Source organism: Agromyces sp. ISL-38 (genome assembly GCF_018613935.1).
Lineage (GTDB): Bacteria > Actinomycetota > Actinomycetes > Actinomycetales > Microbacteriaceae > Agromyces.
In genome coordinates, this window is the sequence record NZ_JAGGPF010000010.1 from 257990 (window position 1) to 280593 (window position 22604).

Genomic DNA, 22604 nt, shown 5'->3' on the forward strand with positions numbered 1-22604 from the left:
AATCGAACCGCTTCGACAATAACCAGCCGAGCCGGATCCGTCAAACCCTCGTTGACAACTCGTCGATAACGGCGCGATAACGCTGGGAGCGCTCTCATACGCGCAGGTCGAGGCCGCGGTCCGCGACATCACTCGGGACCTCACGACTCGGTGATCGCGATACGGCGCACAATGGCGACGCCTCGCTCGACGCGCACACCGGCGACCCGCCCTGTGAAGCCGGCCGCGACCTCGGTCGAGAGATAGCGACCGTCGATCGCCCCCAGCGATCGCCCGTCCGCAGTGAGCACCACGTCGTCGGGTCCACCGGTAGCGGACGCGACGGATGCGATCTCCACGCGTCCGCGCGTCGCGTCGACGCTGCCGAGCTCGACCACCGCGCCGCCGACCGTCCAGAGGGCCGTGGCGATGCCGGCCGCGATGCGTACACCGACCCGGTGCCGGTCATCGAGGCGTATCTCCGCGTGCACGACCGAATCGACCCCCTCGGGGTCGACCTCGAACGCGGCGCTCCAGTGCAATGGCTGGAGCCGGGCGTATACGCCCGCGCCGTCGGCGTCGCGCACCTCGAGGCCGCCGCGCACCGGGATGGCGAAGTCCTCGATGCGAGCCCGCGGCGAGACCCAGCGCGGATGCAGGTGTTCGAACCGGTCGTCGACGTCCCAGGCGCCTGCGGGCGGAATGGCGTCGGAGGGCCGGAACGCCGGCCAGTCGTCGACCCAGTCGACCTCCGCGAGGAACGTCTCCCGGCCGTTCACGTGGAACGAGGGCGTCATGCCGCGCGGCCGGACGCCGAGGTGCACGGCCGCCCACGTGCCATCGGGCCGCTCGACCAGGTCGGCGTGTCCGACGTTCTGCACGGAGTGCTCCGTGCTCCGATGCGTGTAAACCGGATTGTGCGGTGCCGACTCGAAGGGCCCGCGCGGATTCCGCGACCGGGCCACAGACACGCCGTGGCCGCGCTCGGTACCGCCTTCTGCGACGACCAGGTACCACCAGTCGCCTCGGCGGTACAGGTGCGGACCTTCGGTGTGGCCGAGCTCGGTGCCGCCCCACAGCAGGCGTGGGGGATCGAGCACGCGCCCCGTGTCCGCGTCGATCGCGGCCTGCCAGACGGCCGACGGACCGCCCGTCCACGAGCAATAGGTGACGAGGCACTCGCCCTCGTCGGTGAAGCACAGGTCGGGGTCGATGCCCCGGAGTTCGGGCAGTTCGATCGCGTCCGACCACGGCCCGTCGATCGCATCGGCCCGGAACAGCCGCTGGCCGCCATGCGGATCCCCGACGTCGGAGGTGATCAACCAGAAGCGTCCGCGATGGTGGCGCAGCGTCGGCGCGTAGATGCCGCCGCTGTCGCCTGCCCGTGCAGCGGGGAACTGCTCGTCCCGCACGAGCGCATTGCCCACTTGCGTCCAAGCCACCAGGTCCCGCGAATGCCAGATCGGCACCGCAGGCACGTATTCGAACGAGGAGTTGGCCAGGTAGTAGTCGTCGCCGACCCGGCAGACGCTCGGGTCGGGGTGGAACCCCGGGATGATTGGCACGGTCGCGGCGGTGCGGCTCATCGTGCGGCTCCGCTTCCCTCGCCGGTGCGGGCATCGATCACCGGCGCGAGGGTCAGAACGAGTCGGAGCACGTTCCGCGCCCCCCGCTGGAGTTCGCCGAGCGTGAGCCCATCGGCTCGCGCGATCGAGTCCTGGATGGTGTCGTCGGCGTACGCCTCCGGCCCGTCTTCGGTCTTCACCCCGCCCGGCATGAGCACGTCGACCTGGGCGCGGACCCGATAGGCGTTGTCCTCGAGCGCGGAGAAGTCCGGGTCGACGGCGGACTCCATCCACCAGTCGGTGATCACGCACCCGTCGTAGCCCCACTCGTGCCGCAGCACCGTCGTGACCAGGTCGTGGTGGTAGTGCGACCACACGCCGTTGACCTTGTTGTACGAGGTCATGATGGCCATGGGCCGCGCCTCGCGAACGCACAGTTCGAACCCGCGCAGGTAGATCTCGCGCAGCGCACGCTCCGAGACCCGCGAGTCGTTGCGGGTGCGGGACTCCTCCTGGTTGTTGGCGGCGAAGTGCTTGGGACAGGCCGCGACGCCCTGCGACTGCACGCCGGCGACGGCGGCGGCCGCCATCCGTCCGGTCAGCAGCGGATCCTCGGAGAAGTACTCGAAGTTGCGCCCGCAAAGCGGGTTTCGGTGGATGTTCATGCCGGGACTGAGCAGCACGTCCGAGCCCTTGCGCACCATCTCCTGCCCGTGCAGGGCGGCGAGCTCTCGCACGAGTCCCGGATCCCACGTCGAGGCGAGCGCCGTTCCCGAGGGAATCAACGAGGCGAACGCGGACAGCCGGATGCCGCTCGGCCCGTCGGTGGCGGTCACGGGGCGTACGCCCTTCGCGCGCAGCGACTCCGAGATTCCTCCGAGCACTCCCGCGTTGCCGGGCGTGCCGAGGGGGCTGTCCATGGTGAGGTCGCCGCGAGACAGCAGTTCGAGCTCGTTGACCGTGAGTTGTGCGACGAACTCGTCGAGCGAAGCAGTGCCCGCGGCGACCGCGTCGAGGACGATGCCGCGATCCCCGGTGAGCGGGGTTGCGGCGGGCAGGTCGCCCAGTACCCGTTCGCGGCGGTCGACCGTCGCGACCGGCACGTCCTCCCAGCCGGCCAGGGCGCCGCCGTCGGCACCGCGCTGCACGGTCATGCGGCGGAACGGCGTGGTCGGGTCGACGGCGGCCGCTTCGTGCACGCGACGGACCACGCGCAGGGTGTCGAGGGTGAGTGACGCGGCCGTTACCGCGCGGCGCACGTCGGTTCCGACGAAGAAGCGGTACTCCCCGGGCTCGAGCACCCAGCACGAGCGCTGCCCGGTCGAGCCGTCGTCGTCGTAGGACGCGAGGTCGGCGAGATCGATGGTGATGGCGACGCGCTCGCGCTGTCCGGGCGCGAGCAGTGAGGTCTTCGCGAAACCGGCGAGTTCGCGTGCGGGTTGCGCGAGTGTCGTGCCCGGCTTCGAGACGTATGCCTGCACGGTCTGGCGGCCGGAGTGCACCGCGCCGACGTTCGCGACCTCGACGACCAGCTCGACGCGGTCGGCGCCGGTCGTGGCGCGAATGACCGTCTGCTGGAACTCGGCATAGTCGAGTCCGAACCCGAACGGGAACAGCACACGCTCGGGCGCGAACGTCTCGAAGTACCGGTAGCCGACGAAGATGTCCTCGGCGTAGACGGTCGCGTCGGCGTCGCCGAAGTGCCCGGCGCTCGGGTAGTCCTCGTACGCCGCGGCGATGGTGTCGGTGAGGCGGCCGGTCGGAGCGATCTCGCCGGCGAGTACTGCCGCGACGGCGCGGGCGCCCTCCATGCCGCCCTGCCAGGCGTAGACGACGCCGGCAATGCGGTCGCCGTAGCGGGCGAGCCATCCGAGATCCATGACGTTGCCTGCGTCGACGACCACCACCGTGCGCTCGAAGGCGCCGGTGACCCGATCGAGCAGCTCGGTCTCGGCGGTGGTGATGTAGTAGCTGCCGGGTTCGAGCACGCTGTCGCGGGCTTCGCCGGCGGCGCGACCGACGACGACGAGGGCGACGTCGTTGCGCCCGGCGGCGGCGGCCGCGAAGTCGTCGTCGATCGGCATCTCGGGCAGGTGGTGCGGCCAGCGCCCCCACACCTCCGACGACGCCGGGCGGTGCGCGGCCGTCCAGCGAACGTAGGTCTCGGCGACCTGGTCGTCGACGCGCACGCCGGCGTCGCGCAGTCCGGCGAGCAGGTTCCACACGTAGGGGACCTTGACGTCTCCGCCGGAGCCGTAGCCCACGGCGAACCAGTCGATCTGCACGCGCCCGAACACGGCCACCCGGCTTTCGGGGCCGAACGGCAGTACACGGTCGTTCCGCAGCAGCACGGTGCCGTCGGCTGCGGCCTGGCGGGCGAGCGCCGCCAGCCGTGGATCGAGGGTGGGGTCGGCGTCGCGCAGGATGCTCGAGATCTGGGCGACGGATTCGACGGGCACGAGGGTGTGCGAGCGGGCGCCGGATTCGACGGCTGGTGTGTGGGTCATGTGGGCATCCCGTGGAGAGAGGAACGACGGTCGGGCTCCAGTATGGGGTCGAAGCGCTTCGAAGCAAAGGGCGGATCGCGCATCCGAGACGCTGTGTTTCACAACATGTCAACGGATGTCGGCGGAGATCGACTCCTTCTCGAGTTCGACGTGATCTGGTCGATGGTGCTTTTGTTCATAAAAACGACAAACCAACTTGCGGTCGCCTCGGGCCTCTGCGTAGAGTCCATTGGGGTGCCAGTCGAAGCGTTTCACCAATCGCCCCGCACAGTGAGGGAGAGATGGCGAGCATCCACGAGGTGGCGAAGGCGGCCGGCGTGTCGATCAGCACCGTGTCGTACGCGCTGAGCGGCAAGCGATCGATCGGCGCCGACACTCGGCGGCGAATCGACGCGGCAGTAGCCGAGCTCGGCTATCGAGCGAACGCCGGTGCGAGAATGCTCGCCGGCAGCCGCACGAACATCCTCGCCCTCACCGCGCCGCTGCATGAAGACACGTATCACCCGGCGCACATGCGCTTCGTGATGGCCGTCGCGAACGCGGCGAGGGCGCGCGACTACGACACGCTCCTGCTCGTCCAAGACGACGCCACCGCGGGGCTCGAGCGCGTCACGTCGAGCGCGCTCGCCGACGGGGTCGTCGTGCTCGACGTCGACATGCACGACGAGCGCATCGAGCGATTGCGCTCGCTCGGCGCCCGTTCGGTGTTCGTCGGCATCCCCGCGGACACGACGGGACTGCGCTGCGTCGACCTCGACTTCGAGGCGGCGGCGGCGCTCGCGGTCGATCGGCTCGTCGACGCGGGCCGGCGGAGCATCGGGCTCGTCGGGCACCCCGAGCGCCTCTACGGGCGCGGCTCGAACTTCCCGCTGCGGTTCCGGCGCGGATTCGCCGAGGCCGTCGAGCGACGTGCCGTCCTCCACGCCGAGGTCTTCCCCGAGGAGACCCAGGCCGCCGCACGGTCGGCCGTCGCGACGCTCGTCGATGGTCTTCCCGAGCTCGACGGGCTCGTGCTGAACTGCAACGAGCCGATGGCCCGTGCCATCCTGGCGGACCTCGCGGCGAGGGGCATCGACGTGCCGGGTGCCGTCTCGGTGGTCGCGGGCGGGGCCAACTACAGCACTCGCGACTTCGCTCCGCCCCTCGATGTCATCCCGCTCATCGCCGAGGAGTCCTGCGAGCGCGCCGTCGAGCTGCTCGTCGAGGCCATCGAGCACGGCGACGCCGGCGAGCGCGTCGAGCTCGTCGCCCCGCGATACGTCACCCGAGGCTCGGTCGTCGCCTACGCGGCATCCGAACCCGGCCCACGAAGGGGTGCCCGAGTGTGACGGCCCGCGAAACCCGAAGCACTCAACATTGAAACGCTGCGACCACACCCAGCACCAATAGCCGCACCTGCGGCCCTACAAGGAGGTAGCCGAAATGAAGAAATCGACCACGGCATTCGCGGCGGTCATCGCCGCGAGCGCGCTCGTCCTTTCCGGATGCGCGGGCGGCGGCGATACGGCCGACGACAAGACCCTCACCCTCTGGCATTTCGAGGGTGAAGACAGTGCGATGGGCAAGGCGTGGGACGAGGCGATCAAGGTCTTCGAGGAGGAGACCGGCGCCAAGGTGGAGTTCGAGGCGAAGGGATTCGAGCAGATCCGCTCGACCGCGAGCCAGGTGCTGAACTCCGACGAGGCGCCCGACATCCTCGAATACGCCAAGGGCAACGGCACCGCTGGGCTCCTCGCGAGCCAGGGCCTGCTCACCGACATGACCGACGTGGTCGAGGAGTACGGATGGGACGACAAGCTCGCCCCCGCGCTGCAGACGACCGCGCGCTACGACGAAGACGGCATCATGGGCTCGGGCCCCTGGTACGGGGTGCCGAACTACGGCGAGTTCGTCACCGTCTACTACAACAAGGATGCGTTCGCGGCCGCCGGCGTCGAGGTTCCGACGACCTACGACGAATTCGTGGCCGCGATGCAGACGTTCAAGGATGCCGGCACCACGCCGCTCGCCGAGGCGGCGCTCGAGTACCCGCTCGGCCAGCTCTGGTACCAGCTCGCCCTGAGCAAGGCCGACCGGTCGTGGGTCGACGACTACCAGCTCTACACGGGGGAGGTCGACTGGCACGGACCGGAACTCACCGAGGCGACCCAGACCATCGTCGACTGGACCGACGCGGGCTACATCTCCAAGGACATCACGGGCCTGAAGGCTGAGGACGCCGGTGTCTCCTTCATCAGCGGCGAGGCGCCGATGTTCGTGTCGGGGAGCTGGTGGTACGGCCGGTTCCAGTCGGAGATCGACGGCTTCGATTGGGGCATCTTCGAGTTCCCCGAGTCGCAGCTGAACCTCGGCTCCGCGGGCAACATGTGGGTCGTGCCCACGAACGCGAAGAACCCCGAGCTCGCCTACGAGTTCATCGAGATCACGATGCGGCCCGAGATCCAGGCGATTCTCGGCAACAACGGTGGCCTGCCGGTCGCCGCCGACATCAAGGACATCACCGACGAGAAGAGCAAGGAGCTCATCGAGCAGTTCAACGCGATCAATGAGCGCGACGGCCTCTCGTTCTACCCCGACTGGCCCACGCCGACCTTCTACGACACGATCGTCGCCGAGCTTCAGGAGCTCGTGAACGGCACGAAGTCGCCCGACGAGGTGCTCACGAGCCTCGGCGAGGAGTACGACGGCTACGTCGCGGACTTCCGCGAGTGAGCCTCCTGCCCGGCCGGTCGGCTCGACCGGCCGGGCAGGCTCCCCGCACGCCCGAAAGGAGAACACCCGTGGCAACCATCCCGCTCATCCGTGCGCCGCGGACGCGCGCACCGGCGCGAGCCGCCGAGGAACCGCTCATCCCGCATCGCGGTGACCGCCCGAGCCTCGGGTACTGGCTCTACCTGGTGCCCGGACTCGTGCTCGTCACCGTGATCGTGCTGATCCCGCTCGGCTGGAACGTGTACCTTAGCTTCACGGAGTGGCGCGGCATCCGCCCGCCCGTGTTCATCGGCCTCGAGAACTGGGTCGAGCTGTTCGGCGACCAGACCTTCTGGGCGTCGTTCCGCAACTCGGTCGCGATGATCGTCGCGATGGTCGTGCTGCCCACCGTGGTCGGCCTCGTGCTCGCGGCACTCCTCTTCGACCTCATCGGCCGGCGCTTCAGCGGCCGGCTGGCGAGCTTCCTGCGAGCCACCTACTACCTGCCGCAGATCCTGCCGGTCGTGATCGCCGGCATCGTCATCGGCTGGGTGCTGCGACCCGGCGACGGCGCACTCAACCAGATGCTCGACGCGGTCGGGCTCGGCTTCCTCGCCCAGAACTGGCTCGGCAATCCCGACACGGCACTCCTGAGCATCATGGTCGTGCTCGTGTGGGTACAGCTCGGGTATCCGATCGTCGTCTTCATGGCGGCGCTGCAGCGAGTGGACCCCGAACTCTACGAAGCCGCCGAACTCGACGGCGCCAACTGGTTCCAGCGATTCGGCGCGATCACCCTCAGCATCATCCGTCCCGAGATCTTCGTCGTGACCCTCACCTGCACGATCGCGGCGCTGAAGGTGTTCGGGCCGATCTACGTGCTCACGCGCGGCGGACCGGGCGACTCGACGATCGTGCCGGCGTACTACGCGTACAGCGAGTTCTTCCAGGCGCAGCAGGTCGGCTACGGCGCGACCATCGCCACCGCCCTCACGATCGTGATCGGCGTCGTCGCCTTCGTGTTCATCAGGTTCCAGCTCTCCTCCGAGCGGAAGGAGTCGGCATCGTGACCGCCACCTCGACCTCCGGCCGGCCCGTTCGGCCGACCCCCGCCCACGAGCCAGGCGATTCGAACCGCGTCGTGCCGAAGCGGCGGCGCCGACCGCGCACCGTGACCGAGTGGGTGCTGCTCCTCGGCGCGGTGATCGTGGCGATCGTCATCGCCTTCCCGTTCCTGCTCATCCTCGTCAACTCCTTCAAGTCGCCCTCCGACTACGCGAGCGGCGGGCCGCTGCAGTTGCCGGCCGAGATCTACCTCGACGGCATCGTGGCGTTCTGGGAGCGCGTCGATTTCCCCCAGAAGCTCTGGAACAGTGTGCTGATCTCCGGCCTCGTCTCGGTGTTCGCCGTCGTGGTGAGCGTGCTGAACGCCTTCGCGATCGGCATCGGGCGCGTGCGCGGCCGCACATGGGTGATCGGGCTCTTCCTGCTCGCGAACATGCTGCCGCAGGAGGTGCTGCTCTACCCGCTGTACTACATGTTCAAGCAGATCGGCCTGTACAACAACGTGTGGGCGGTCATCATCATCTTCACGGTCATCCAGAGCGCCTTCGGCACTTACCTGCTCTCGGCGGTGTACGGCACGTTCCCGAAGTCCGTGCTCGAGGCGGCCGCGATCGACGGCGCCGGGCGCTGGCGCATCCTCTGGCAGGTGATCGTGCCGATCTCCCGTCCGACGATCAGTGTGCTGCTCATCTTCTTCTTCATCTGGACGTGGAACGAGTTCCTGATCCCGCTCACCTTCCTCGTGAGCAACGAGAACCAGACGGTGCCCGTGGCGATCAGCGTGCTGCAGGGCGATCGGCTCATGGATGTCACCACGACGAGCGCCTCGGCACTGCTCGGCCTCGTGCCCACGCTCATCTTCTTCCTCATCTTCCAACGCACCCTCACCAGGGGCATCACGGCAGGAGCAGTCAAGTAATGAAGTTCACCGACGGGTTCTGGCAGGTGCGTCCCGGCGTCACCGCGCTCTACGCTCAGGAGGCGTACGACCTCGATGCACGCGGCGACCGGCTGGTGGTCACCGCGCCCACCAAGGTCATCGAGAAGCGTGGCGACGTGCTGAACCGCCCGGTGCTGACCGTCACGCTCTCCTCGCCGCTCGAGGGCGTCGTGCGAGTACGCATCGAGCATCACCGCGGCGGGAAGTCCTCGCCGGGCTTCGATCTGCCCGGCGCCGTCGAGGGAGCCGGTACGGCGGAGGCGGATGCCGCGGGCGGCACCCTCACGACCGGCGGTCTCACGGCACGCGTCAGCGCGGGGCATCCGTGGCGCCTGGAGTTCTTTCATGAGGGTCGCCCGCTCACGGCGAGCGGGGCGAAGTCCGTCGGATACGTGAGCCTCGGCGCAGGCGCGCCGGTGACCGCGGAGCCCACGGGCGTCACGGGCATCTCGACCACGGGACTGGCGACCGCCGCGCACTACGTGCACGAGCAGCTCGAGCTCGGCGTCGGCGAGCTCGTCTACGGCCTCGGCGAGCGCTTCGGCCCGCTCGTGAAGAACGGCCAGACCATCGACATCTGGAACGCCGATGGCGGCACCTCGAGCGAGCAGGCCTACAAGAACGTGCCGTTCTACCTCTCGAACCGCGGCTACGGCGTGCTCGTGAACCATCCCGAGCATGTGTCGTTCGAGGTCGGTTCCGAGGCCGTCGAGCGCGTGCAGTTCTCGACGGCGGGGGAGTCGCTCGAGTATTTCGTGATCGCCGGCCCCACCCCGGTCGAGGTGCTCGAGCGCTACACCGCGCTCACCGGGCGCCCCGCTCGCGTGCCTGCGTGGTCGTACGGGCTGTGGCTCTCGACGTCGTTCACGACCGACTACGACGAGGAGACGGTCGCGTCGTTCGTCGACGGGATGCGCGAGCGCGACCTGCCGTTCTCGGTCTTCCACTTCGACTGCTTCTGGATGCGCGAGTTCAACTGGACCGACCTCGAGTGGGATCCGAGGACCTTCCCCGACCCCGAGGGCATGCTCGCCCGCCTTCGCGAGCGCGGGCTCAAGGTCAGCGCGTGGATCAACCCGTACATCGCCCAGCGTTCGGCGCTCTTCGACGTGGCCCGCGACGCCGGCTACCTCGTCCGCCGGCCCGACGGCAGCGTGTGGCAATGGGATCTCTGGCAGGCCGGCATGGCGCTCGTCGACTTCACGAACCCCGACGCGACGGCGTGGTTCCAGGAGCAGCTCCGCGGGCTGTTGCGCCAGGGCGTCGACGCCCTGAAGACCGATTTCGGCGAGCGCATCCCGATCGACGTCGTCTGGCACGACGGCTCCGACCCCGAGACGATGCACAACCTCTACACGCAGCGCTACAACGAGGCCGTGTTCGCGGTGCTCGAGGAAGAGCGCGGCGAAGGCGAGGCGGTGGTCTTCGCGCGGTCGGCGACGACGGGCGGACAGCGGATGCCGGTGCACTGGGGCGGCGACAACTCCTCGAGCTTCGTGTCGATGGCCGAGAGCCTTCGCGGTGGCCTCTCGCTCGCGATGTCGGGCTTCGGGTTCTGGAGCCACGACATCGGCGGCTTCGAGGGGACCCCGGATGCCGCGGTGTTCAAGCGGTGGCTCGCGTTCGGGTTGCTCTCGAGCCACTCGCGGCTGCACGGGTCGACGAGCTACCGGGTGCCGTGGTCGTTCGACGACGAGGCCGTCGACGTGGCCCGCGGGTTCACCGAGCTCAAGATGTCGCTCATGCCCTACCTCTACCGGGCCGGGATCGAAGCCCACGAGCGGGGGATCCCCGTGATGCGGCCGATGCAGCTCGCGTTCCCCGACGACCCCGGCGCCGCCTACCTCGACCGGCAGTACCTGCTCGGCCCCGACCTGCTCGTCGCCCCGGTGTTCTCGGAGCACGGCGAGGTCGACGTCTACCTGCCGGCCGGTACGTGGACGTCGCTCCTGAGCGGCGAGGTCGTCGAGGGCGGCGGCTGGCGCCGCGAGCAGCACGGGTTCGACTCGCTGCCGCTCTACGTGCGCGGCGGTGCCGTGCTGCCGCTCGGGGCGCGCCGCGATCGGCCCGACTACGACTACGGCACCGGGCTCACGCTCGCCGTCGCGCCGGGCGGCGTCGACGGCGTCGAGTCGGTGCAGGTCGTCGAGCCCGATGGAATCCTCATCGCGTTCGAGGCGGAGCGCCGCGGCGATCGGGTGCGGCTGCGCTCGCTCGACGGCCGCGACTTCGTCGCTAAGGTGATCGGGACGCCCGGCGAGATCCAGTCGGTCGACGGTGAAGTGGAGTTGCAGAGATGACCACGGGCAACGCGGACTACCGCGACGCAGGCCTCGCCTTCCCCGACACGTTCGTGTTCGGGTCGGCCACGGCGGCATACCAGATCGAGGGGGCGGTCGACGAAGACGGCCGCGGGCCTTCGATCTGGGACACGTTCAGCCACACTCCCGGCAAGGTCTGGAACGGCGACACCGGCGACGTCGCCGACGACCACTACCACCGTCTCGAGTCCGACCTCGACCTCATGAGCGACCTGGGGCTCGAGGCGTACCGGTTCTCGATCGCCTGGCCGCGGATCCAGCCGACGGGCCGCGGGCCGGCGAACGAGGCGGGGCTCGCGTTCTACGAGCGCCTCGTCGACGGGCTCATCGCCCGCGGCATCCGTCCCATCGCGACGCTCTATCACTGGGACCTGCCGCAGGCACTCGAAGACGAGGGCGGCTGGAACAACCGGGCGACGTCCGAGGCGTTCGCCGAGTACGCGCGCCTCGTCGGCGAGCGCCTCGGAGGTCGGGTCGCCGTGTGGACGACGCTCAACGAGCCGTGGTGCAGCGCGTACCTCGGCTACGGGTCGGGCGCGCACGCCCCGGGGCTCACCGACGGTGCGAAGGCGCTCGCCGCGGTGCATCACCTGAATCTCGCGCACGGGCTCGCGGTGGCGGCGCTCCGCGAGGTCGTCACGAACGACCCCGGCTACTCGATCACGCTGAACCTGCACGTCATCCGCCGATCGGGCCCGACTGGCGCCGAGGCGGCACGCCGAATCGACGGACTCGCCAACCGGGTGTTCCTCGGACCGCTCCTCGGCGACGGCTATCCGGCCGACGTCATCGCCGACACCGCCGGAGTGACCGACTGGTCTTTCGTGCGACCGGGCGACACGGAGCTCATCGCGCAGCCCCTCGACCTGCTGGGCGTGAACTACTACTCGACCGTGACCGTGCAGATGTGGGACGGGAAGACCCCCAAGGCCAACGCCGACGGGCACAAGGACATGGGCGGCACGACCTGGCCCGGATCCGATGACGTGGAGTTCCTCGTGCAACCGGGGCCGTACACCGAGATGGGCTGGAACATCGACCCCTCAGGCCTCGAAGACCTGCTCGTCTCGCTGCACGAGGCACACCCGTCGCTGCCGCTCATGGTCACCGAGAACGGCGCCGCCTTCAACGACGTCGTGACCGAGGGTCCCGACGGGCCGGTCGTGCAGGACGACGACCGCATCGACTACCTGCGCCGGCACTTCACGGCCGCGCACCGGGCGATGCAGCGCGGAGTGGACCTGCGCGGCTACCAGGTCTGGTCGCTCATGGACAACTTCGAGTGGGGCTACGGCTACTCGAAGCGGTTCGGCATCGTGCGGGTCGACTACGACACCCTCGAGCGGCTTCCCAAGGCGAGCGCGCACTGGTACGCCGAGCTCATCCGCACGCGCACGATTCTGGCGTGATCATGAGTGCACGGGGCAACAACCTCGACCACGTGCGGCGGCACAACCTCGCCACCGTGCTGCGCCTCGTGCACCACGACCGCGGGGCGGCGCGCTCGCAGCTGACCCGGGCGACGGGCCTCAACCGCTCCACGATCGCCGCGCTCGTCGCCGAGCTCGTCGAACTCGGGCTCGTCGCCGAGACCGAGCCCGAGTCGACGAAGCAGGTCGGCCGCCCGTCGCCCGTCGTCGCACCCCGGCCGGATGTCGCCGTGCTCGCGCTCAACCCCGAGGTCGACGCCGTCGAGCTCGCGCTCGTCGGACTCGGCGGTGAGATCCTCCGCAGGGAACGCCACGTGCAGCGCGAGGTGCCGTCGGTCGACTCCGTCGTGGAACTCGTCGCGGGCCGCCTCGCGGAGTGGTCGGCGGCCGACGTCCCTGCCGGCGGCGGCGCCACGGTCGCCGGCATCGGCGTCGCGGTGCCGGGGCTCGTGCGCGCCTCAGACGGGCTCGTGCGGCACGCCCCTCACCTCGGCTGGCGTGACGCTCCGCTCGCTGCCGAGCTCGCCGCCGCCACGTCGCTGCCCGCCTACTCGGCCAACGACGCGAGCCTCGGCGCGCTCGCCGAGCGACTCTTCGGCGCCGGGCGCGGCATCGGCGAGCTCGTGTACGTGAACGGCGGCGCGAGCGGCATCGGCGGTGGCATCATGGCCGGCGATCGTCTCCTCGGCGGTCTCGACGGCTACGCGGGGGAGTTCGGGCACTTGCGAGTCGGCGGCTCGGAGCAAGTCGACACGGCCGGCCTCTCCGGCACGCTCGAGTCGGAGGTGCGCCGAAGCCGGCTGCTCGAGCTCGGCGACCTCGGAACGGTCGACGATGCGGAGCTCGAGCGTCGCGTGCGCGCCGACGGCGGTGCCCTGAGCGCCGAGATCGAGCGTCAGGCCGGCTACCTCGGCGTCGCGATCGGCGGCATCGTGAACGTGCTGAATCCCGAGCTCGTGCTGCTCGGCGGCTTCCTCGGCATCCTGCTCGATGCGGCACCCGACACGGTGCGGGCAGCGCTCGCGGCCACCTCGCTCGATGCGCCGCTCGCCTCGGTGCGACTCGAGCGGCCGGCGCTCGGCCGCGACATCCTCATGATCGGCGCCGCCGAGCTCGCGTTCGAACCGGTGCTCGCCGACCCGGCCGGCTTCGAACGCGGCCGCGGACCCACGGTCGCCCGATCGGCGAGCGGGTTCGGCTCGCTCGCTTAGAATCGATGGATCATGGCTACCTTCGGAACCCTCTCTGACCGGCTCGCAGAGACCTTCAAGAACCTCCGCACCAAGGGCAAGCTCTCGGCGTCCGACGTCGACGGCACCGTGCGCGAGATCCGCAGGGCCCTGCTCGACGCCGATGTCTCGTTCGACGTCGTCAAGCAGTTCACGGCCAAGGTGCGCGAACGCGCACTCGGCGACGAGGTCAATCGCGCGCTGAACCCCGCACAGCAGGTCGTGCAGATCGTCAACGAAGAGCTCGTCGCCATCCTCGGCGGCCAGCAGCGCCGCCTGCAGTTCGCGAAGAACCCGCCGACGGTCATCATGCTCGCGGGCCTCCAGGGAACGGGGAAGACCACGCTCGCCGGCAAGCTCGCGAAGTGGCTCGTGAAAGACGGGCACACGCCGTTGCTCGTTGCGGCCGACCTCCAGCGCCCGAATGCCGTGAATCAGCTCCAGGTCGTGGGCGGCCAGGCCGGGGTGCCGGTCTTCGCGCCCGAGGTCGGCAACGGCGTCGGCGATCCCGTGAAGGTCGCGAACGACGCCGTGAAGCATGCCGAGCGCGGCCACCACGACGTCGTCATCATCGACACCGCGGGTCGCCTCGGCGTCGACGCCGAGCTCATGAAGCAGGCCGCGAACATCCGCAACGCCACGAAGCCCGACGAGGTGCTCTTCGTCATCGACGCGATGATCGGCCAAGACGCCGTGACCACCGCGAAGGCGTTCCAGGAGGGTGTCGACTTCACGGGCGTCGTGCTCACGAAGCTCGACGGCGACGCGCGCGGCGGCGCGGCGCTCTCGGTCGCCTCCGTCACGGGCCGTCCCATCATCTTCGCCTCTACCGGTGAGGGACTCGACGACTTCGAGCCGTTCCACCCCGACCGCATGGCGAGCCGCATCCTCGACCTCGGTGACATCCTCACCCTCATCGAGCAGGCCCAGCAGGCCTTCGATGAAGAAGAGGCCATGAAGGTCGCCGAGAAGTTCGCGACCGACCAGTTCACCCTCGAAGACTTCCTCGGCCAGATGCAGCAGTTGCGCGGCGCGGGCTCGATCAAGAAGATGCTCGGCATGCTGCCCGGCGCCGGCGGCATGAAGCAGCAGCTCGAGAACTTCGACGAACGAGAGATCGTGCGCACCGAGGCGATCATCCAGTCGATGACCCTCGCCGAGCGGCGCAACCCGAAGCTCCTGAACGGCTCGCGGCGGCTTCGCATCGCGAGGGGCTCCGGCATGACCGTCACCGACGTCAACCAGCTCGTCGCCCGCTTCGAGCAGGCCGCGAAGATGATGAAGACCGTCGCGCGCGGCGGCATGCCGCAGATCCCCGGCATGGGCCCGATCCCGGGGGCCGGCTTCTCCGGCGGCGGAAAGCGGCCGCCGAAGGGCAAGAAGTCCTCGGGTTCCCGTTCGGGCAATCCGGCCAAGCGTGCCGCCGAGAACGCGGCGCTCGCCTCGGGAGCGCCCGCCGGGCCAGTGGCGCCCACCGGGTCCGGCTTCGGCCTCGGTGCCGGCGCGGGTGCAGGCCCGAAGGGTGCGCCGAGCGAGGAAGAGCTCGCCGCGCTCCAGAAGCTCCTCGGGCGCTAGCGAGACTCACTCCGAATCGAGGCGCGCCTCGATCTCGAGGAGCCGATCGACCTCGAGCGACTGCGCGGTCGCGATCGCGCGCGCCCATCGCGCGACCGCGGGGTCACCCTGCTCGGCGAGCCGATCCTCCGCCATCTCCATCGCCCCGCGATGATGCGCCACCATCGTGTCGATGAACAGGTCGTCGAAGGCCGCGCCGTCGAGCTCCGCGGCGCGGTCGAGGGTCGAGCGGCTGATCTCTCCTCGCATCGTCTCGGCATGATCGTGCTCGTCGGGCACGTCGCGTGAGCGTCGCCGGTCGAGCCAGGAGCGCATCGCCTCCGCCTCGGCCGCTTGGACCGAATGCATGCGACCGGCGAGGTCGGCAAGCTCCTGGTCCGCGGCGCGCCCCGGCGCGAGTGCGGTGAGCTCCACGGCCTGCTCGTGATGCGCGATCATCGCGTCGATGAATGCGAGGTCGGCCGCCGTCGTCCCGGATTCCGGGGTGATGTCGTCGCCGTGCTCACCGCCGGAGGGGGTTCCGCCTCCGGGAGGAGCCGGGGTCACGAATGCGGTGGCCGCGCCGGCGTCGTCGGGCGTCGACACTGTGCACCCCGACACCGACAGGGCGACGGCGAGCACGCCCGCCAGGGCGGCGCCGAGGACGAGGGCGTTCCGCGGCATCCGCTCGCTCATGTCGGCCTCCTGCGGCGCCGCAGGACCACCACGACGACGGCCGCGCCCAGGAGCAGCACTGCCGGAACGACCACGAACGGCCACCACGACGCGCTGTCGCCGCGCGCGGTTTCAGGAGTCGGTGCCGGTGCCACCACCGCGAGGCTCGCGAGCGCGATGCGCGGCGCCGACGCGTCGCCGCGCACCACGAGGTCGTAGCGTCCGGGATCGAGAGGACCGGGCACTCTCACCTCCGCCGCGGCGAGCGAGCCGTCTTCGCCCGCCGTGAGGGTCGCGAGCACGGATTGCGTCGGCATCCACCAGACGTCGGCGGTCTCGCCCGGCGTGAGCGAGCCAGGCGGCAGCGAGACGGTCACGGTCGCCGTCGCGGCGGGCTCGAGCTCGGCGGGCTCCACCGACAGCGTTTCGAGCGGGGCGCGCTCGGCGCTCGCCGTCGGCACCACGGGCGCCTCGCGCCACACCCAGGCGTACTCGGGCTGCGTCTGCGGGTTCAGGCCGGTGCTGTCGTACCGGGCCGCGTCGGCGAAGAGCGGATCCGTCAGGCGCAGCACCTCCAGTCCCTCGTACATGTCGCTCGCGTAGAGGTACCCGTCGTACGGGTACACCGCCCAGATGCCCGCCGTGTAATCCATCGAGTAGCCGTAGCCGGGGCGGTCGAACCACGTGAGCTCGACCGGCGCGGCCGGGTCCGTGAAGTCGACCACGGAGACACCTCCCTCGAGCCATGCCTGCGACACGATGAAGCGCCCGGGCACGGGCACGAGTCCTCCCGAGTGGGCGACGCACTTCTCGAGGTCGGACTGGGTCCGCGGCAGCTTGTAGGTGCCGACCTTGGCGAGGCCGCCCGGCTCGATGAGCCACACCGCGTCCGCGCCGCGGTCGGCGCCGAAGTCGGGCGAGCACGTGTTGACGAAGCCGTCGCCGAGTTCGTCTTGGAACACGATGCGGGTCGCGTCGTTGTCGAAGATCCCCGAATGCCAGAACGCGACGGCCGGGTCGCGCACCCGTTGCAGCACGACGGGGGCGAGCGGGTCGGCGATCGAGAGGAGCAGCCCGTCACCGCGGCACGAGGCCACGGCGAGCGCCTTGGCCGGGTACGCGGTGATGTCGTGGCATCCGGTGGTCGACCGGGTCTCCGCGCCGCCCGCGACGCGATCCTCGGTTCCGAACGCCGTCGCATCGTCGAAGAGGTCGAGGGCTCCCACGATTGCGGCGTCCTCAGGGGCGTCGAGCGGGACGTCGATGATCTGCAGGGGGTTCCGGCCCGTGCAGTCGATGGATGCGCCGCGGCTGTACGAGCTCACGTAGACGAACACCCGCGCCGAGCTCGCGGGATCCGGCACGACGGTGTGCGTGTGCGAACCGCAGCGCGTGCGCACGGCGGCGGCGTAGCGGGGCGCGCTGGGATCGCTGATGTCGAAGATCCGGATGCCCTCCCAGTGCTCGATGGTCTCGGGCACGCGCGCGGCCTCGCAGGAGTCGTCGGACATGGTCTCGTCGATCGAGACGAACACGAGGTCGCCGACGGCGCTCACGTCGCCCTGCCCTCCCGGGCACGAGACCGCGCTCACGAGCGTGGGCGCCGCGGGATCGGCGATGTCCCAGACGGAGAACCCGGCGTAGTTGCCCTGCACGAGGTAGTCGCCGGTGAACGCGAGATCCGAGTTGATGAAGTTCGGATCGTCGCCCTGCCGGAAGGGATTGTCGCGATGGGCGACCCACTCGAGTCCCGGCCCGATCGACGGCTCCCGGTCAGCGGGTTGTGCCGTGGCGGGCGACGCGAGCAGCGCCGCTCCGATCGCGATGACCACGGCTCCCAGAGCGGCCGACCTCGCCCGCTGCACGGCGCCGCCGCCGGGCACGGCTCAGTCCAGGATGTCGTCGTCGCGGCGCACGGGAGCCCCGGCGATGAACGCGTCGAGCGCTCCGCCGCGGAGGAGGTCGATGCGGCGCGGGCCGGCGTTCGCGCCGCGCTCGATCTCATCGTCTGCCAATGGCGCTGCGGATGCCGCGAACACGACGTTGCCGAGGCTCGCGTCCGCCACGACGGCGGGGGAGGCGAGGGCGACGACCACGGGATGGAGCGACGCGAGCGTCGCGCCGACCTCCCGGCTCATCGCGAGCCCCGGTGAGGCGAGCGTATTGACGACGATGACGCCGTCGGGTGCGAGGAGCTGCCCGAGCTCCGTGAAGAACTCCGCCGTCGACATGTGCCGGGGCGACACGCTGCCCGAGAAGACGTCGACGATCGCGAGGTCATAGCCGCCGCCGGTGCGCGCCGCTCGCTCGACCGCTGCGCGCCCGTCGTCGAACTCGACCGTGAGCTCGAGCTCATCGGCGAGCGGCAGCGCGTCGAGCACGAAGTCGAAGAGCTCCCGGTGCAGCTCGATGACATGCTGAACCGAGCCAGGACGAGTGGCGCCGACGTACCGCGGGATGGTGAGGCCGCCTGCGCCGAGGTGCAGCACCCGGATGGGAAGGCCGCGCTCGCGGCACCCGTCGATCACCGAGGCGATCATGCGCGTGTACTCGAGCTGGAGATCGAGCGGATCGCGCGGATTGACGTGCGATTGCGTGGTGCCCTCGATCACGAGGGAGTATCCGCCGTGCGTTCCGCGTTCGGGCAGCAGTCGCGCGCTCACCCGCTCACCATCGAGTTCAAGCCGGGGTTCGCCCATGTCCACCACACTAGGTCGGCGCGGTCCGGCAGGCCAGACGGCGCGGCGATTTCGGAATCATCGGGGTGGAGTCCTCCTGCCGCACGCCTCAGCGCCATAAGATGTGCGCCAGAAGCCGTGCATCCCAAGGGCGGGGGCAGTTCGGTCTGGAATGTCCGGCAGACGGGGGCACACGGTGCGCACGGCTCAATCGGAAGACATCTCGGTGGGGTGGGACGATCGCGTCCTCGCGACGCATACGACCCCCCATTTCATGCAGAGCAGCACGTGGGGGTCCATCCGGTCGGATGGCCCGTGGCACGTGTCCCGGCGCGGATTCGGCGCCGAGTGCGACTACCCCGTGCTCGTGTTCGAGCGGCACGCGGAGGGGTTCGGCACGCTCGCGCACGTGGCGCGGGTGAGCGGCCTCGCCCCGGCGGACATCGCACCGCTCAGCGAGCGCATCCGAGCCGACCGCGGCAGGGCGTTCGCGACGAAGATCGAGGTGTACCAGCCGCGCGACGAGCGGCTCGTCGCGGCCTTCGAGTCGCTCGGATGGCTCCCCACCCGTGCCTCCCAGTACCGGTTCTCCGTCGTCATCGAGACCGCGATGGGCGAGGAGCGGATCTTCGCGAGCATGAAGAAGCGCGCGCGCAACGAGATCCGGATCGCCGAGCGGAAGGGCGTCGTCACGGGCCGGGTGCAGCTCACCGACGAGAATCGGCGGAGCATGCTCGGTCTCGTGCGGGAGACCGAGGATCGGTCGGGCGCGTTCTTCCGGCCGGCCGAATACCTCGAGCGGGTGTGGCAGGCGTTCGTCGGCGACGACCGCGGCCGCTTGTACTTCGCCTGGCACGACGGTCGGGTCGTGGCCGGGGCATTCGTCACGCTCTTCGGGAGGAACGCGTGGTTCAAGGACGGCGGCTCGCTGCGCGACCAGCCCCAGCTGATGGCCTCGCGCCTGCTGCAGTGGGCGATCATGCGCGACCTCGCGGCATCCGGAATCGAACGCTACGACCTCGGCCACGTGCCGCCACCGGCCGAGCCCGACGCACCCGGCCAGGGGGTGCTCACCTTCAAGAGCGCATTCACGAGCGACGTGCTCGAGTACATGCCGGCGTTCCAGCTCTCGCACGCCGACGGCGCCGAGGAGTGGCGCCTCAGCGAGAGCGGATTCCTCGCCCGTTACCGCGAGCGCACCGGCGACTACTGGTATTGAGCGCTGGCGGCACTTGCGTCACGAGGCGGATGCCGCGGCATCCGTCGCCGGCACGACCCCGTCGCGGAGTTCCCGCGCGAGGTGCGCGACCACCGCTCTGAGGTCGCCGCCGGCGGCCTCCGCGACGCGGAGCTGGCGCTGGTAGCTCGCGCCGCCGTCGAGCGTCTGGCGCACGCCCTGCAGCTCGGCGGCGCACCCGAGGCGCTCGGCGATCGGCGCGAGGGTCGTCAACAGCTCGCGCAGGTCGTCGGTGACGAGCCGCTCGGTGCCCGCGACATCCGTGATCACTTCGGCGTCGAGTCCGTAGCGCGCGGCACGCCACTTGTTCTCGCGAACGTACCAGGGCTGCAGCACCGTGAGGGTGTGGCCCTCGTCGAGTCGCGTGCTCATCCACTCGACGAGACACTGCACGAGTGCGCCGATGGCCGCGATCTCGGCTGCCGTCGAGACGCCGTCGCACACGCGCACCTCGACGGTGCCCCAGCGAGGGGAGGGGCGGATGTCCCAGCGCACCTCGCTGTGGTCCTCGATCACGCCGGTGCGCACGAGGTCGCCGACGTAGCGCTCGTACGCCGCCCAGTCGGCGAGCGGATACGGCAGCCCGGCCGTGGGCAGCTGCTGGAACATGAGCGCCCGGTTCGAGGCGTACCCCGTGTCGACGCCCGCCCAGAACGGGCTCGACGCCGAGAGTGCCTGCAGGTGGGGAAGGTAGGCGAGCAGGCCGTCGAGGATCGGCAGTGCCTTGTCGCGCTCGTCGATGCCCACGTGCACGTGGATGCCCCAGATCATCATGTTGCGGCCCCACCACCGGGTGCGGTCGATGAGCTTGTGATACCGCGGTTTGTCGGTGAGGTGCTGGTCGTACCACTGGCTGAACGGGTGCGAGCCGCTGCACACGAGCTCGTACTCGCCGAGCCCGTCGATCACCTCCCGCACCTCCGCGAGCTGGCCCTCGAGATCGGCGACGGCGCCCGCGACGCGCTCGTGCACGCCGCTCACGAGCTCGACCGTGTTCGTCAGCAGCTCCGAGGTGATGAACGGATGCCGCCCCGACGTGCTGCCCGCATCGAGGATGCGGAGCACCTCGTCGGCGACCGAGGCGAGCTCTCCCGTGGCGCGGTCGACGATCGCGATCTCCCACTCGAGTCCGACCGTGGAACGGGCGGATCGGGCGAAGTCGATGTGCATGCTGGGCCCCCATCCGGGCAGGGCGTGTGGGCGTCTGTCGGCCCATCATGGCATGCACACCGGGCGATTATCCTTGCGGCGGGATTTCTGCAAGAATGGTCAGTCGAGTTCAGTATCGCCCGACCCTCTATCCGGCGCGCAGAACCCCATAGAGCTTCCGCCGAGTGTGCACCCCACGCTCACGGCTGTCAGTTCGCTTACCTCACAACATTTTTCAGGAGAATTGTGGCTGTCAAGATCCGTCTCAAGCGCCATGGCAAGATCCGTGCGCCCTATTACCGCATCGTCGTCGCCGACTCGCGCACCAAGCGCGATGGTCGAGTGATCGAGGAGATCGGCAAGTACCACCCCACCCAGGAGCCCTCGTTCATCGAGGTCGACTCCGACCGCGCCCAGTACTGGCTCTCCGTCGGCGCACAGCCGACCGAGCAGGTCGCGGCCATCCTCAAGCTCACGGGCGACTGGGGCAAGTTCAAGGGCGACAAGGACGCTGTGTCGACCGTGCGCGTCGCAGAGCCCAAGCCCGCCTTCCAGGTCGACGAGACCAAGAAGCCGGTGCTGAAGCCCAAGGCCGAGAAGCCCGCCAAGACCGAGGCTCCGGCCGAGACCGCGACGGACGAGGCGTAAGCCTTGCTCCAGTCCGCGCTCGAACACCTCGTCAAGGGGATCGTCGATCACCCTGACGATGTGAAGGTCGTCTCCGCGTCGAGCGCACGCGGCGAGGTCCTCGAGGTTCACGTGAACCCCGAGGACCTCGGTCGCGTCATCGGCCGTGCAGGCCGCACCGCGAAGGCGCTCCGCACCCTCGTGACCGCCCTCGCCGACGGTCGCCGCGTTCGCGTCGACGTCGTCGACACCGACGACTGACGTGTCCGACGCACCAGGCACGCAGCTCCGCGTCGGTCGTCTCACGAAGGCGCACGGGCTCAAGGGCGCCATCAAGATCGAGCTCTACACCGACGACCCCGACCGGCGATTCGTGCCCGGCGCCGTCTTCACCCTGCAGGTGCCCGACACCTCGCCGTGGCACGGCAAGAGCCTCACGCTTCGTGAGCTCCGCTGGTACAACGGGCACGCCGTCGGCTTCTTCGAGGGCGTCGACGACCGCTCGGCCGCTGAGGGCCTCGCCAAGGCGATCCTCTGGGTCGACTCGAGCGCTGAAGAGGCACCGGAAGACGACGCGTGGTACGACCACCAGCTCGTGGGTCTCGCCGTCGTCCGCGACGGCGAGCGCATCGGCGAGGTCAGCCACGTCGAGCATCTCCCAGCGCAAGACCTGCTGATCGTGAAGGCGCGCGGCCGAGAGGTCATGGTGCCGTTCGTGTCGGCGATCGTGCCCGAGGTCGACCTCGCGGCCGGCACGGTCACGGTGACGCCGCCGCCGGGGCTCTTCGAGGAGCTGCCCGAGGCCGAGGAGGCCCAGGCCGGTGGCGCGGCACTCGAGGGCGACGCCCCGGAGGCCGAGGCCGGCGCATCCGACGGGACGCAGCACGCCGAGGCATCCGAGTCGACCGCCGATGGAACAGGCGACGACACCGGCGACCACGCCGGCGCGTAGGCTCG

The 22604-nt window shown here is 69.8% G+C and carries 18 protein-coding genes; 12 read left to right on the top strand and 6 right to left on the bottom strand.

Features of this window, described 5'->3' with window-relative positions:
- Positions 1 to 140: 140 nt before the first annotated feature.
- Together J7E25_RS11425 and J7E25_RS11430 are read right to left on the bottom strand one after the other, a co-directional pair.
- On the bottom strand, positions 141 to 1565 hold the full coding sequence (locus J7E25_RS11425) for a glycoside hydrolase family 43 protein (RefSeq protein ID WP_214870263.1): 1425 nt from the start codon (positions 1563 to 1565) through the stop codon (positions 141 to 143).
- A complete protein-coding gene (locus tag J7E25_RS11430; protein ID WP_214870264.1) occupies positions 1562 to 4051 on the bottom strand; it encodes a glycoside hydrolase family 3 N-terminal domain-containing protein in 2490 nt (829 codons plus the stop codon). Before J7E25_RS11430 ends, J7E25_RS11425 begins: the two co-directional genes overlap by 4 nt.
- Positions 4052 to 4332: 281 nt before the next feature.
- Here J7E25_RS11430 and J7E25_RS11435 point away from each other — a divergent pair, with 281 nt between their 5' ends.
- The 8 genes from J7E25_RS11435 (at position 4333) to ffh (ending at position 15302) form a co-directional block, all read left to right on the top strand.
- Positions 4333 to 5379, top strand: a complete 1047-nt coding sequence (locus tag J7E25_RS11435) for a LacI family DNA-binding transcriptional regulator (protein WP_214870265.1) — start codon at positions 4333 to 4335, stop codon at positions 5377 to 5379.
- Between the two features lie 94 nt (positions 5380 to 5473).
- On the top strand, positions 5474 to 6763 hold the full coding sequence (locus J7E25_RS11440) for an ABC transporter substrate-binding protein (protein WP_214870266.1): 1290 nt from the start codon (positions 5474 to 5476) through the stop codon (positions 6761 to 6763).
- Positions 6764 to 6831: 68 nt separating this feature from the next.
- Entirely contained in the window at positions 6832 to 7812 is a 981-nt protein-coding gene (locus J7E25_RS11445) for a sugar ABC transporter permease (protein ID WP_308164525.1), read from the top strand.
- Positions 7809 to 8726 carry a carbohydrate ABC transporter permease gene (locus J7E25_RS11450; RefSeq protein ID WP_214870267.1) on the top strand — a complete coding sequence of 306 codons (918 nt, stop codon included), beginning with the start codon at positions 7809 to 7811 and terminating at the stop codon, positions 8724 to 8726. Before J7E25_RS11445 ends, J7E25_RS11450 begins: the two co-directional genes overlap by 4 nt.
- Positions 8726 to 11047, top strand: coding sequence for an alpha-xylosidase (yicI, locus tag J7E25_RS11455; RefSeq protein ID WP_214870268.1), 2322 nt, complete (start codon positions 8726 to 8728; stop codon positions 11045 to 11047). Before J7E25_RS11450 ends, yicI begins: the two co-directional genes overlap by 1 nt.
- Positions 11044 to 12477: a GH1 family beta-glucosidase gene (locus J7E25_RS11460; RefSeq protein ID WP_214870269.1), complete on the top strand. Its 1434-nt coding sequence runs from the start codon at positions 11044 to 11046 to the stop codon at positions 12475 to 12477. Before yicI ends, J7E25_RS11460 begins: the two co-directional genes overlap by 4 nt.
- Positions 12478 to 12479: 2 nt before the next feature.
- Positions 12480 to 13709 (top strand): ROK family transcriptional regulator, encoded by a 1230-nt coding sequence (locus J7E25_RS11465; protein WP_214870612.1) that lies wholly within the window; start codon positions 12480 to 12482, stop codon positions 13707 to 13709.
- A 12-nt stretch (positions 13710 to 13721) separates the two neighbouring features.
- Positions 13722 to 15302: a signal recognition particle protein gene (gene ffh / locus J7E25_RS11470; protein WP_214870270.1), complete on the top strand. Its 1581-nt coding sequence runs from the start codon at positions 13722 to 13724 to the stop codon at positions 15300 to 15302.
- Positions 15303 to 15308: 6 nt separating this feature from the next.
- Here the strand turns inward: ffh and J7E25_RS11475 are convergent, their stop codons facing one another.
- From J7E25_RS11475 to J7E25_RS11485, 3 genes are read right to left on the bottom strand one after another with little or no spacing between them, the layout of a single operon-like run.
- Positions 15309 to 15977, bottom strand: coding sequence for a DUF305 domain-containing protein (locus tag J7E25_RS11475; protein ID WP_214870271.1), 669 nt, complete (start codon positions 15975 to 15977; stop codon positions 15309 to 15311).
- Positions 15974 to 17839, bottom strand: a complete 1866-nt coding sequence (locus J7E25_RS11480) for an LVIVD repeat-containing protein (RefSeq protein ID WP_214870272.1) — start codon at positions 17837 to 17839, stop codon at positions 15974 to 15976. Before J7E25_RS11480 ends, J7E25_RS11475 begins: the two co-directional genes overlap by 4 nt.
- Positions 17840 to 17842: 3 nt before the next feature.
- Positions 17843 to 18655 carry a spermidine synthase gene (locus J7E25_RS11485; RefSeq protein ID WP_214870273.1) on the bottom strand — a complete coding sequence of 271 codons (813 nt, stop codon included), beginning with the start codon at positions 18653 to 18655 and terminating at the stop codon, positions 17843 to 17845.
- Positions 18656 to 18908: 253 nt separating this feature from the next.
- On the opposite strand from J7E25_RS11485, the gene J7E25_RS11490 reads away from it, so the two are divergent.
- Positions 18909 to 19853 carry a GNAT family N-acetyltransferase gene (locus J7E25_RS11490; RefSeq protein ID WP_214870274.1) on the top strand — a complete coding sequence of 315 codons (945 nt, stop codon included), beginning with the start codon at positions 18909 to 18911 and terminating at the stop codon, positions 19851 to 19853.
- Positions 19854 to 19871: 18 nt separating this feature from the next.
- On the opposite strand, the gene J7E25_RS11495 is transcribed toward J7E25_RS11490, so the two are convergent.
- Positions 19872 to 21041 carry a glutamate--cysteine ligase gene (locus J7E25_RS11495; protein ID WP_214870275.1) on the bottom strand — a complete coding sequence of 390 codons (1170 nt, stop codon included), beginning with the start codon at positions 21039 to 21041 and terminating at the stop codon, positions 19872 to 19874.
- Between the two features lie 225 nt (positions 21042 to 21266).
- On the opposite strand from J7E25_RS11495, the gene rpsP reads away from it, so the two are divergent.
- Genes rpsP through rimM form a run of 3 tightly spaced genes read left to right on the top strand, consistent with a single transcriptional unit; the run spans position 21267 to position 22599 of the window.
- Complete coding sequence (gene rpsP, locus J7E25_RS11500) at positions 21267 to 21668, top strand: 30S ribosomal protein S16 (RefSeq protein ID WP_214870276.1); 402 nt, start codon at positions 21267 to 21269, stop codon at positions 21666 to 21668.
- Positions 21669 to 21671: 3 nt separating this feature from the next.
- A complete protein-coding gene (locus J7E25_RS11505) occupies positions 21672 to 21908 on the top strand; it encodes an RNA-binding protein (protein ID WP_056651189.1) in 237 nt (78 codons plus the stop codon).
- A gap of 1 nt (position 21909) precedes the next feature.
- Complete coding sequence (gene rimM / locus J7E25_RS11510) at positions 21910 to 22599, top strand: ribosome maturation factor RimM (protein WP_214870277.1); 690 nt, start codon at positions 21910 to 21912, stop codon at positions 22597 to 22599.
- Positions 22600 to 22604: the final 5 nt, after the last annotated feature.